At 67.7% G+C, this 13,226-nt stretch carries 3 protein-coding genes; 2 read left to right on the top strand and 1 reads right to left on the bottom strand.

The genetic code is table 11. The features are described from left to right. Positions 1-305: 305 nt before the first annotated feature. Positions 306-5,360, bottom strand: a complete 5,055-nt coding sequence (locus ACMXN5_RS30575) for an FG-GAP-like repeat-containing protein (RefSeq protein ID WP_439678146.1) — start codon at positions 5,358-5,360, stop codon at positions 306-308. Between the two features lie 425 nt (positions 5,361-5,785). Here ACMXN5_RS30575 and ACMXN5_RS30570 point away from each other — a divergent pair, with 425 nt between their 5' ends. After that, complete coding sequence (locus tag ACMXN5_RS30570) at positions 5,786-12,745, top strand: RHS repeat-associated core domain-containing protein (protein WP_439678145.1); 6,960 nt, start codon at positions 5,786-5,788, stop codon at positions 12,743-12,745. Next, positions 12,745-13,005, top strand: coding sequence for a hypothetical protein (locus ACMXN5_RS30565; protein ID WP_439678144.1), 261 nt, complete (start codon positions 12,745-12,747; stop codon positions 13,003-13,005). The genes ACMXN5_RS30570 and ACMXN5_RS30565 overlap by 1 nt, the downstream gene beginning before the upstream one ends. Positions 13,006-13,226: the final 221 nt, after the last annotated feature.

Here is a 13,226-nt window from a genome sequence, read left to right as displayed (position 1 = left end):
TTCGTGGCGGGGGTCGATGGTGGGGGTACGGGCGCTCGTGAACGCGGAGTGGTGGGCCTGGCGTTCTTCCCTGCCGCGTGGCGTCGCGTCGGGCTCGGGCGTGTCGCCTGCAGTGTGGTGGCGAAGTCCCGCCGACTTTGCCGGGTGGTGACCGGCTGGGACCGTTTCGTCGTGTCCGCGGGCTGCGTCGCACCGCATCCTTTCCGTTTGTGGGCATGTTCGCGTGTTCGGTGGGACGGGCGGGGCCCGGCACGCTGATGCGTGCCGGGCCCGGTTGGTTGGGTGTGTCGTGGATCGGTGGGGTGTTACCAGGTGCCGGGTGCGGCTCTCCAGGTCTGGGTGGGTGGGTTGAGGGTGCCGTCGGCCTTGGCCGACAGTGTGTTGAGTGTGGTGGAGCCGTCGTTCCATTCGTACATGGCGGCGACGTCGGTGCGTCCGTCGCCGTTGACGTCTCCGGTGACGGGGTAGGCGGAGGCGGTGTCCCAGGTGCCGGGTGCGGAGTGCCAGGCGACGGCGGGGTCGGTGAACAGTCCACCGGTGGTGGTCGGGAAGACCCGGAACTCGGCGGTGCCCGCCCCCAGGTCGTACATCGCCCCGATCTCCACGCGGTGGTTGCCGTCGAAGTCGCCGGTGGTCAGTTGCGTCTTGTTCCAGTCCCAGGTGCCGGGTGCGGCGCGCCAGGACTGTACGGGTGCGGCGAGGGTGCCGTCGGTTTGGGCGAGGAGGGTGTGGAGGGTGACGCTGCCGTCGGACCAGCCGTACAGGGCGGCGATGTCGGTGCGTCCGTCGCCGTTGTAGTCCCCGACTGCGTATTTGGCGGAGTTGGCGTTCCAGGCGCCGGGTGCGGATTGCCAGCCGGGGAGGGGGGTGCCGAAGGCGCCGTCGCTGCGGACGACCCAGGTGTGCACGGTCGTGGTCCCGTTCGCCGGGTCGGCGACTTGGGCGTAGACCATGGCGACGTCGTCCTTGCCGTCGCCGTTGTAGTCGCCGGCCATGACCATGGCCCGGTTCCAGTCCCACTGCCCGGCGGGTGTCACGTATCCGGGGGTCGGGTCGGAGAAGATCCCGCCGGGGTGGGAGATGAACTTGAACAGCGAGGTGCTGCCGTCGTTCCACACGTGGAGTGCGGCGATGTCGGTGCGTCCGTCGCCGTCGAAGTCCCCGACGGTGTACTTGACCCGGGTGGTGTCCCAGTGTCCGGCCAGGCTCGCCCACACCTGCCGCGGCGCGGTGAACGTGCCGTCCGCGTTCCCGGACGAGAGGAAGAACGCCGTCGTCGACTGCCCGTAGTCGTACACGGTCAACACGTCCGCGCGGTGGTCGCCGTCGAAGTCCCCGGCGTACTCGTTGCGCCGGTCCCGGGTGGAGTCGCCCGGAAGATGATCGACCGTGGCCCCGGTGATGCCGTTCCAGCGGACATACCCGCCCTGGAAGTCAGAGCGGCGCCCGCCCGCGACGTCGTACTCGTCACTGGTGGGGAACCCGAGGTACCCCTGCTCCCACCCCAGTTCGGCCCATCGGGTGCGGATGTTGCCGTAGACGGCCTGGGCGCCGCCGGTGGGGCTGGTGTAGACGGATCCGTTGTCGACGCTCGCGCCGGGGGTGCGGAAGTGGGTGTAGGTGCCGGGCCTGGTGGGGGTGTTCGCCTCGTCGGTCGCGGGGAACCCGAGGGTTCCGCGCGGTCCGCCGGTGGCCTGCCACCGGTTGTACGTCTGCCCGGTGATCACGCGCGCCCCGGTGTCCGGGCTCCAGGTCACGGCCCCGGCCCCGGTGTCGGGGGTGCCGGCGTAGCGGGTGATGCGGCCGATATCGGTCCCGGCGCCGTCGCGCACGACGTCCTCGTCGGAGACGGGATAGCCCAGCGGGCCGTTCAGGGCGCCGCTCTGCAGCCATCGAGCGCGGGTGCCCCCGCGTTGGAACCAGGCTCCGGTGGTGGGCGACCAGTTGATGTGCGCGTCGGTGGCCCCGCCGTTCAGGATGCCCTGGAAGTCGGCGAACTTCCCGATGCCGCCGTCGCTTTGCACTCCGCCGGTGGGCAGCCTCAGCGGTCCGGTGGGTCCGCCGGTGGCCTTGTACTTGGCGAGGATCGGCCCGCACAGGTCGATCTTGACGTTCGCGTCCTGCGCGGAGGCGAACTTCTCGCAGGTGGTCCACGGCGTCTGGTTGTCGGCGATCAGCCGCATCGGCCCGAACGCGTTCCCGTCCGCCCCGGGGGTGATCCCCAACGACACGTACAGCCTTCCGTCGGCGGCCTGCCCCCACAGATCGGCCTTGCCGTCCCCGTCGAGGTCCCCGTCGGAGGTGAGCTTGGGGTAGGCGGCCGCGTCGAATCCGGTCCCGATGAGCGTGCGGGCCGCGGTGTTGCCGAGCGCGGTCATGTCGACGCTGCCGTCGGTGTTCTTGCGCGACGCGTACTGGTAGAGCTGACCGGTGACGCGGTTGCGCGCCCACAGGTCGGGGAACCCGTCTCCGCTCGCATCGCCGGGTGCGATGAGGTCGAGGTTGGTCCAGTCGGCGGTGCCCAGGGGGATGGCCTTGTCGAATTCGCCGGCGCTGGTGTCGCCGTGGAAGAGCCACAGGCTGCGGGTGCCGTTGCCGTTGTCCTCGAGGGTGAGCAGGTCCAGGCGGGCGGCGCGGGTGGGGCTGAGGTCGTTGTCGACGTTGCCGGGGGCGAGGATCTGCTTGACCCGGGTCCAGTCGGGTGTGTAGGTGGTGCAGGTGCCGTTGGGGCGGGTGGCGTCGACGCAGGTGTCGGGTCGGGTGACGCCGTCGCGGACCCCGCTGGTGAAGTATTCGCCGTGTGCTCCGGCTCCGGCGGTGGCGTAGCGGTAGAGCTGCCCGCCCGCGTGGGCGTAGAGGTCGTCGTAGGTGATTCCGGCGCCGCCGCGGTGGGTGATCAGTGACCCGGTCCAGGTGGGTTGGTCCTCGGTGCCGGCCGGTCCCTGGAAGGTGCGTGAGGCGATGGTGCCGCCTGCGGCGGGGTCGGTGTCGGCTGCGTACATGCGCAGTGCGCCGGTGTCGTCGACGGTGAGCAGGTCGATGCGCCCGTCGCCGGTGATGTCGCCGAGGGTGGTCTTGGCGTTGGGGTTGGAGGGTGCGTAGAACTTGTAGATCGTGGGTTGTGAGCGGTTGCCGGCTTTGTCGACGGTTTGTGCGTAGAGGGCGTTGGTGCCCCAGTTGATCACCGGCAGTGGTTCGGTTCGCCAGGTGTTCGTGATGTCGTCCCGGGTGGCGCGGGCGGCGCCGCCGACGGGGATGACGGCGTTGAGCGCGTATTCGACGGTGTCGACGCCGGAGGCGTTGTCGGTGGCGGTGAAGGTGAAGGTGCCCTTGTCGCCCGCGGTCCTGCCGCCGCCGCCCGTGGGGTAGTCGACGCTGGTGGTCGTGGGTGTGGTCGGTGGTGTGGCGTCGACGGTGAAGGTGGTGTCGGGTGCCCAGTTGCCGGGGACGTCCTCGTCGTCGGCGCGTACGGACCACCGGTAGCTCTTGCCGTCGACCAGGATTCCGGCGGGCAGGTCGGCGCGTGCCTCGTGGCCGTTGGCGCCTCGGGAGATCCAGCCGCTGTCGTATACCAGCGGATCGCCGTTGCCGACCTCGCGCAGGTGGAACTGTGCCCTGACGCTCTGGGCCGCGTCGGGATCGCTGACGGTGGCGTACAGGCTCACCCCGCCCACCGCGGGGTTGACGGCGCCGATGTATCCGGCGTTGCCGGAGGCGGCGCCGTTGACGGGCACGGGTGTCATCCGCGTGTTGGTGGGCGTGTTGGGCGGGGTGTTGTACTCGATGTAGATGAAGTTGTCCGCGGCGTCGCGGGAGAAGCGCTTGAAGCCGTTGTTGGAGGTGTTCTCCGGGGTTTCCTTGCCGTAGACGCCGAGGGTGAGGTATTCCCAGTTCTGGTGGCCGGCGAGGTTGGCAGTGATGTCGAAGTCGACGAGGCGGTTCCCGCAGGTGGGTTTGTTCGTGCCCGGTACCGAGGTGGTCGCCCACAGGCCCTGGTCGTGGGGTTGGGTGCGCCAGGTGGTGTTCTCGTCCAGGGTGTCGGCGGTCAGGTGCAGGTAAACCGGCTGGGCGTCGGTGGGTAGGCAGCTGTTCAGGGCGGAGTAGACCTGGGTGGTGTTGAAGGTGACGCGCTTGATCAGCTTGCCGTCCAGGCGTCCCTTCCAGTTGTAGTCGACCCGGTAGAAGGAGCGTTCCAGTCCTGTCGGGGCGGTGTAGCGCTGGTATCCGGCGCCAGGCATCCAGTCGAGGTTCTTGCGTCCCGAGGTGTCGGGGTAGGCCTGCTGGACCCAGTTGTACATGCTTGCCCGGTCGAGCATGGGGACCCAGTCGGGGTCGATGTACAGCGGGAAGACGGTGTCCGGGGCGCGGAGCAGGGTCGCGTCCGGGGTCAGGGTGAGCGAGGTGCTGGCGACGGCGGTCTCCAGCGGCGCGGTCGTGGCGTGCGCGCCCGGGCGCCTGTCGGTGGAGGCGAGTTCGTCCGCCGGTATCGCCGGGGACGCGTCCGCACCGGCAGGGGCGGACGCCGTCTTCGCGCTCGCGGCCGGCGTCTGCCTCGGGGTGGTGCGCGAGTCCCACATCCTCGGTGCGGGTGCGGTGAACGCGACCTTGCCGTCGGGGGACTTGGCGGCCAGCGACCCGTCGCTGGCCTCGGTGACGGTGACGCCGTCGGTGGTCATCCCCAGCCTGAGCGTGGCCAGTTGCGGGTTCTTCGCCGCCGCGGGGGTCTTGACGATCAGGGTGTGGGCGAAACCGCCCTGTTCACCGGCGACGACCTTGAGGTCGACGTCGGGCAGCACGCCCGGATACAGCGCGCCGTTGCCGGTCAGGACGGGCGTGGGCAGCGCGGTGGGCCAGGTGAAGGCGAGCCTGCGGCCGTCGTTGGTCATCGACGCGAGCAGCGTCGAGCCGCCGCCCCCCAGTGTCAGATCGCCGGTGGTGCTGGCGGGCCGTAGCGTCCCGTCCGCGGCCCGGGCGAGGGTGGGGTCGAGCTCGCGCCAGACACCGGTCTTCTTCGTGCGCGAGGGTTCGACGGTGCGCTTGAGCCCGAGCGTCCCATCTGGATTGGCGGTGACGGTATCGGTCTCGGTGGTCAACTCCGGTACCGGAACGGGCACTCCGGTACGCACGGCCCGCGCTCGCGCCTGATCCTCGGCCGCTGTTTTCGCGTCGGCCGACAGGGCATCCGCGGTGGCGCCTACGATGCTGCCCGCGGTGGGGGCTCCGCTCACGGTGGTGGGCGCGCTGCGGGGCGCGGCGCCGACGGCGCCGACGGCGCACGTCATCGACAAGGTGACGAGTGAGCCGACGAGCGCCGACAGTCGTCGCGCGTACGGGCGTGGGCGGGGAGGCGGGTGCCCCATGAGGGTGACTCCTCGGGAGAGTTGGCGATACGGGGCGCGAGCGCGCATAGATGCGCGGAACGTACCGGTTGGCTGCAAGCCCGCACCACGTGGCACAGATCACATCGACTCGATGAATGTGTCGACAAGGTTGCAAGTCGCCTGGACGCGTGCGCGGATTGCTGAACTATGGACCCCGACAGGTGATTTGGTCGGGCCGAGGACTCTCGGACGACCGTTTGGGTTGTAGTGACGAAGCACACATCCGCCTCCGGGAACTGCCTTTACCCGCCCGGGATTTACGGCCTACCGTGCGCTCCGTCTGTGATCTTTCGCCTGTTCGGGGGCGGGATCCGTCCGGGTGGGGGTTGGTCGTCGTGCGTGGTTGGTCGTGGGGATCGAAAAAGTCCCGGCGGACTCGAGGGGCCGGTGCGGCGCGCCTGTTCGTGACGGGCGCGACGGTGTTGGCGCTGACGGCGAGCGTGGCCCCGGCCCAGGCCGTCGACTGGATCGAGACCCGCCCCGACACCGACGGCTGGTCCCCACGCGACCTGCCCAAAACACCCTCCGTCGGCGGCCACGACGCACCCAAACCGGACGCACGCCCGCTCACCGGCGACGGCCACCGCCCCTGGAAACCCACCGCGACCACCTGGCCCAAGCCCGCCGAAGCCGACACCGCCCCCGCGCCCGCCTCCTCATTCGTCGCGCGGGGAGGATCGTCCCTGCTGGCCGCGCCCACCGGCGGCAACGCCCCCGGCACCCCCGTCTGGATCACCACCCCCACCGCCGCCACCCCCGGCCCCCTGCGCCCGAACACCCTCGCCGCACCCCCGACCGGCACGGCGCCCACCCCGGGCCGGGTCAAGGTCACCGTCGCCGACCACGCCGCCGCCGAGAAGGCCGGCGTCGACGGCGTCCTGATCACCGTCCGCCCCACCGACGCGGCCACCAACCCCGGCAAGGTCACCGTCGGCGTCGACTACGCGGGCTTCCGCGACGCGTTCGGCGCCGACTGGTCTTCCCGCCTGCGCCTGGTGTCGATGCCCGAGTGCGCGCTGACCACCCCCGATGCCGCCGAGTGCCGGATCAAGTCCCCGGTCGCGGGCGGACGCAACGACCGCGTCAAGAACCGCGTACTCGCCGACGTCGACCTGTCCGCAACCGCCGCCCGTTCCGCAAGCGCAACCCCGGGCGCGATGCTGCTCGCGGTCACCGCCGACGCGTCGGGCCCGTCCGGCGACTACAAGGCGACCTCGCTGTCCCCGTCCGGCCAGTGGTCGGCGGGCGGCAACTCCGGTTCGATGAACTGGTCGTACGGAATCGCCGTCCCGCCCGCGATCGGCGGCACCGCCCCTGCACTGAACCTGGCCTACAACTCGGGCAGTGTGGACGGCCGCACGACCTCCACGAACAATCAGGCGTCGTGGATCGGCGAGGGCTGGGAATACTCGCCGGGCTTCGTCGAGCGCTCCTACGACTCCTGCGCGCGCGACGGTCAGGACAAGTCCGGCGAGAAGTGCTGGTCGAACCGCAACTCCCTGACGCTGTCCCTCAACGGCAAGTCCTCCACCCTGATCCAGGACGACACCGACAAGACCAAGTGGCGCCTCGAGGGTGACGACGACTCCCGCATCGAACCGCTGACCGACGCGATCAACGGCGACGACAACGGCGAGTACTGGCGCCTGACCACCGGCGACGGCGTCCAGTACTACTTCGGCGTGGGCCACAAGCCCGGCGGCAACAACCAGGACACCCCCACGAACTCGACCTGGTTCGCGCCCGTCTACGGCAACCACGCGGGCGAACCGTGCAACAAGGCGTCCGGATTCGACGCGTCGTGGTGCCAGCAGGCGTGGCGCTGGAACCTCGACTACGTCGTCGATGCCCGCGGCGGCATGGTCACCTACTGGTACAACGCCGAGACCAACCGCTACACCCGCGGCGCGATCCTCGTCGGCTCCGGGACCCTGACCGAGTACACCCGCGGCGGCACCCTCGCCAAAATCACCTACGGCTCGAAGCAGACCGACACCACGCAGCCCACCGCCCAGGTCCTCTTCGACACCGCGGAGCGCTGCCTGAAGAAGGACGGCTTCGACTGCGACCCGGCCAAAATGACCAAGGCCAACGCCGCCAAGTGGCCTGACGTGCCCGTCGACAAGCAGTGCGCCACCACGGGCAAGTGCGAGGAGTACGGCCAGTCGTTCTTCTCCACCCGCCGCCTGACCAAGATCACCACCCAGTCCCTGGCCGGCTCGACGTACCAGACGGTCGACGAGTACGCCCTCGACCAGGACTACCCGGACCCGCAGGACGGCTCCTCCCCGACGCTGTGGCTGAACTCGATCACCCGCACCGCCTGGGACGGCACCAACAAGATCGACGTCCCCTCGGTCGACTTCGTCGGCGAGTTCATGCCCAACCGCGTCGACGCCGGCGGCGACCTCGCCCCGCCGATGAACCGCCGCCGCCTCAAGGGCATCACCAACGAGACCGGCGGCCAGACCACGGTCACCTACAACGACCCCGAGTGCACCCCGGCCACGCTGCCCACCCCGGACGCCAACACCAAGGCGTGTTACCCGATGTGGTGGAACTACGACGAGGACTCCGAACCGGTCCTGCACTGGTTCCACAAGTACACCGTCGCCGAGGTCACCGAACACGACATCGCCACCACCACCCCCAACCGCTCCACCCGCTACGAGTACGTAGGCGGCGCCGCCTGGCACCGCGACGACTCCGAGCTCACCGAGGACAAGGAAGCCTCCAAGCCGAAGAGCAAGGACCGCCGCACCTGGAACCAATACCGCGGCTACGGCCAGGTCATCACCCGCTCCGGCGTGGCGCCCAAGGACGCGGTGACGCAGTCCGCGACGTTCTACCTGCGCGGTATGGACGCCGACGTGAAGAAGGACGGCACCAAACGCGCCGTCACCCTCACCGACTCCACCGGCCAAGCCATCCTCGACGCGAACCAGAACGCCGGATTCGCCTACGAGACCCAGACGTTCACCGGCGCGGGTGGCACTGTCGCCACCACGTCCCTGAACACCCCTTTCTCCTCGGCGGTCACCGCTACTCATGCCCGCGCTCGCGGCCTACCGCCGCTTGAGGCCCGCCGCTCGGCCACCTCCAAGTCCCGCACCCGCAGCCTCCTCGCCGATACCGTCACCTGGCGCGAGACCTCCAAGACCACCACCTTCGAACCCCTCCACGGCCTCCCGGAGACGGTGTCGGACAAGGCCGACGGCCTGCCCGAGTACTGCACGAAGACCACCTACACGCACAACACCGCGGCGTGGATCATCGGCAAACCCGTCGAGACGATCTCCCTCGTCGGCAACTGCGACACCACCAGGAACAAGGACACCGTCTACGCCTGGGCCCACACCCTGTACGACAACAAGCCGTACGGCGAGGTCGGCTCCATCGGCGACACCACCTCCACCGACGCCGTGATCGACTACAAGCCGGACGGCACCCCCAACTGGGTCACCACAGCCAAGTCCGAGTACGACGCGTACGGCCGCGTCACCAAGGCCACCGACGCCGAGAACAAGGTCACCACCACCGCCTATACCCCCACGACCGGCAGCCTGCCCACCACGGTCGCCGTCACCGGTCCCAGCGGCTGGACCTCCACCACCACCTACGCCGGGGCCCGCAACCTCCCGGTCAAGGCGGTCGACGCCAACGGCCTGGTGGTGGAGCAGGAGTACGACACCCTCGGCCGGTTGATCGCGGTGTGGAAGCCGGGCCACACCAAGGCGGAGAACGCGGACCTGCAGTTCGCGTACGCCCCCAGCAAGACCGGCCCGTCGGTGGTCACCACCCGCACCCTCAAAACCGACAAGAAGTACGCGGTCTCGCACCAGATCCTCAACAGCTTCCTCCAGGAACGTCAGACCCAGTCGAGCACCGCCAACGACGACTTCGGCCGGCGGATCACCGACACCTTCCACGACAGCCTCGGCCGCCCGATCAAGATCAACCAGCCCTACCTGAACACCACCTCGAACCCGGGCACGACCGTCTTCGTCGGCAACGACAACGAAGTCCCCGGCCAGAACGCGGTCGTCTACGACGGGCAGGGCCGCACCACCGCCCAGGTGTTCGCCTCCAAGGGCATCGAGCAGTGGCGCACCACCACCACCTACGCCGGCGCCGACGAAACCCGGGTCACCCCGTCCGCTGGCGGCACCGCGACCCTGTCCATCTCGGATGCCCGCGGCAAGCCGAAGGAACTGCGCGAGTTCAACGGCGGAGGCCCCACCGGCACCGACTATTCCAAGATCACCTACACCTACACCCCACGCGAGGAACTCCAGAAGGTCACCGACGCGGGCGGCAACACTTGGACCTACACCTACGACTTCCTCGGCCGCAAGAGCCACGTCGAGGATCCCGACAAGGGCCCGTCCGACACCCGCTACGACCTCGTCGGCCGCGTCATCGGCACCACCGACGCCCGCGGCCAGAACCTCGCCTACACCTACGACGCCCTCGGCCGAAAGATCGCCTCCTACAAGGACACGGTCGCCGACGCGAACCTCCTCGCCGAATGGACCTACGACCGCTACGCCAAGGGTCAGGCCGACGGCTCCTCCCGCTACGTCGGCGGTAAGAGCGGCGCCAAATACACGAACGAGATCACCGGCTTCGAACCCGGCACCTACCGTCCCACCGGCACCCGCACCACGATCCCCGCCACCGAGGGCAAACTCGCCGGCATCTACACCACCGCCACCCGATACGAACCGGTCCTGGGCCTCCCGGTGGCCACAGACCTGCCCGCCCAGGGTGGCCTCCCCGCCGAGACGTTGCGCAGCACCTACACCACCCAGGGGCTACGGACCAAACTCGGCGGCGAGCGGGCCTACCTCAACCGCGCCCTCTACGACGCCTTTGGCCGCAACACCCGTGCCACCCTCGGTGACAGCCCCCTGCAGGCCGCGTTCACCAGCACCTACGACCCAGCCACGGGCCGACTGCTGTCCACCAACTGGGACAAGGAAACCGGTACTACCGCAAGCGTCGATGCCACGTCCTACACCTACAAGCCCAGCGGCGACGTCACCTCCGTCAAGACCGTCCGCGACGGCACCACGACCGACACCCAGTGCTTCGCCTACGACGGCCACCGCCGCCTGAAGGAAGCCTGGACCGACACCGCCGGCACCACCACCCTCCCTGCCCCCAATGTCCCCGGCATTGGCGGCTGCGCCACCCAGACCCCGACGCCGTCCACGGTCGGCGGCCCGGACCCGTACTGGCAGTCCTTCGACTACGACCTCGTCGGCAACCGCACCAAACTGGTCGAGCACGACGCGACCGACGACCCGACGAAGAACGTCACCACGGAGTACGGCTACCGCGCGGGCACCACGTCCACGGACCGCACCCACCGCCTGGACACCGTCACCGTCAAGACCGGCACGCGTGAAGCCGTCACCACCGGCCTGACCTACGACCAATCCGGCAACACCAAGACCCGCCCGAGCGCGGACTCCAACCTCCAGACCCTCACCTGGAATGAAGAGGACAAGCTCACCAAGGTCACCTCTGCCACGAGCACGAGCGACTACCTCTACGACGCCGACGGCAACCGCATCATCCGCCGCGAGGCCGGCAAGACCACCCTCTACCTCGGCACCGACGAACTCACCACCGACACCGACCAGTCCGGCCCCGTCATCGGCACCCGCTACTACCCCACTACCGGCGGCACCACCGTCGTCCGCACGGGACCGAGCACCCTCACCTACATGGCGGCCGACCACCACGGCACCGCCAACAGCACCCTCGACTCCGCCACCCTCACCGCCACCCGCCGCCAATCCAAGCCCTTCGGCGAACCCCGAGGCCCCCAACCCACCCAGGCCAACGGCCAATGGCCCGACGACAAGGGCTTCCTTGGCAAACCCATGGACGCCACCGGCCTCACCCACGTCGCCGCCCGCGAATACGACCCCACCCTCGGCCGCTTCATCAGCGTCGACCCGATCATGGATCTCACCGACGCCCAACAGATGCACGGCTATACCTACTCGAGCAACTCCCCACTCACCTACAGCGATCCCAGTGGCGCCCGCGAACTTTGCGGAGTCCTTGGTGTGAACGACTGCGGCGACTTCCAGCCGCAGCCAGGAAGCCCCAGCTCCCCTTCCAACCCTCCTGCGGCCCCTGTGCAGCCGGTCAACAACGCGACCCGGGCGGCCGATAGCAGCGGCTGTACCAACTGGGTGGCTCTGAACTGCGGCAAAGTCAAGCCTCCCATCATACCCACGATGACGAAGGGAAAGGTGACTCCCAAACGCTCCAAAGTCGAGAGGTTTCTAGCTGGCTTTGGTTCCGGGGTTGCCGACACTCTGGACATGCCGTGCAGGTTCGCCGACAAACTCGGTGCAGATATCGCTTGCGGATCAAAAGCGCTCGAAGAGCAGATGGAGGCAGAAGGATACAAAGTCGATCTCGGCGCCTGCGCCCAAGTGAAGGGCTGTGACGACTCTTGGCAATTGGGCAAGGCAGCCGAACATTCGACTGAATTGCTAATCGACCTAGCAGCCGTTACGAAGGTACGGGTGTTGGGCCCTTGCCACAGCTTCGTTTCAGATACTGAGGTGCAGATGGCGGACGGATCGACAAAGTTCATCCAGGATGTAAAGCCGGGGGACGAAGTCTTGGCCACCGACCCGCAGACAGGCGACTCTCGGCCCCGCATTGTTGTGGGCTCCATTGCCACCGAGGATGACAAGCAATTTGTCGATCTGACCATCACGATCGACGGCGGCGAAGCCTCGATCGTCGCCACTGCCAACCATCCATTTTGGGTTCCTGATCTGAATAGGTGGATCGATGCGGGTGATCTGAAGCAGGGTCAGTGGCTACGAACCCCCAGTGGCACTTGGGTTCGCGTCGGCGCGGTGCGCTCGTTCCGCCAGCAGCAACGCACCCATGATCTGACTGTCGATGTGGATCACACCTACTATGTACGGGCAAGTGCCATGGCGGTTCTGGTTCATAATTGCGATGGTGAAATATATTGGAAAAATGAGAATGCTAGTATGCCTTCTGCGGCTCGCGTGTACGATTCTGGAGCGATAGGTTCCAGGGCGGGTCTGGCGCCAGCGTTGCAGTACTACAAGGCTGGCGCGAGAAATATGTCGGAGATTAAATTCGATGGATTTGACGCGGCAAACGGTGTTCTGATTGATCGGAAGACTGCCGTTACGACCTTTGACAAGTCGTACCGGCAGGCTATGAATCAGTCTCTAGCGCTTGAGCAGAACGGCTACACCGGCCGGTGGGAGGTTCCTACCGAGGGACAGGCTGCGCGGGCGCGGACTATTCTTGGTAGTCTCTTGATTACAAACATTCGAGTGAAAGTGGTGCCCTGATGGATGTTAACCGGGTCCTGGTGCAAGCATTTACAAGTGTCATGGTATCGATTGATCTGACGGACGATGATGATATTGACCCCGATGTCGCCACAGATATTCTCGAGCCAGCTGCGGCCCTTTTCCGAAACCTCTCAGAAGAGGGGCGTCAGGAGGTCGTAACCTTGATGCGTGAGTGTGCAGAGTTGGAAGAGAATCCGAAGCGTAGGAGGGCGATCTTGGCGCTTCCTGAGGCTATCGGCATCCTTGGTGACGGCTGATGTGAGTATGTGCGTGGTGGTTGGTCGTCAGTTGGGCGCGGTTGTCGTGGGGGTGACGGCTACGACCGTGCATTGGCCGATCTGGTCCTGCCGGGGACGGTGGACGAACAGAGCCGGCCCACGCCGCCGGTCTGAGTGTGAGTGTGTGGGGTTGTGTCAGCGGGTTGCCGGCAGCGGTGGCGGTTTTGGTTTCTTCTTGTTGAGTTGGGCTTTGTCGGTCT

The organism is Embleya australiensis, assembly GCF_051903075.1.
Taxonomy (GTDB): domain Bacteria; phylum Actinomycetota; class Actinomycetes; order Streptomycetales; family Streptomycetaceae; genus Embleya.
The sequence above is the reverse complement of the archived record's forward strand: the minus strand, read 5'-3'. Positions and strand labels throughout refer to the sequence as shown.

Coding starts and splice junctions, on each gene's coding strand:
- ACMXN5_RS30575 (WP_439678146.1), bottom strand. CDS start 5,360: ATGGGGCACCCGCCTCCCCGCCCACGCCCGTACGCGCGACGACTGTCG.
- ACMXN5_RS30565 (WP_439678144.1), top strand. CDS start 12,745: ATGGATGTTAACCGGGTCCTGGTGCAAGCATTTACAAGTGTCATGGTA.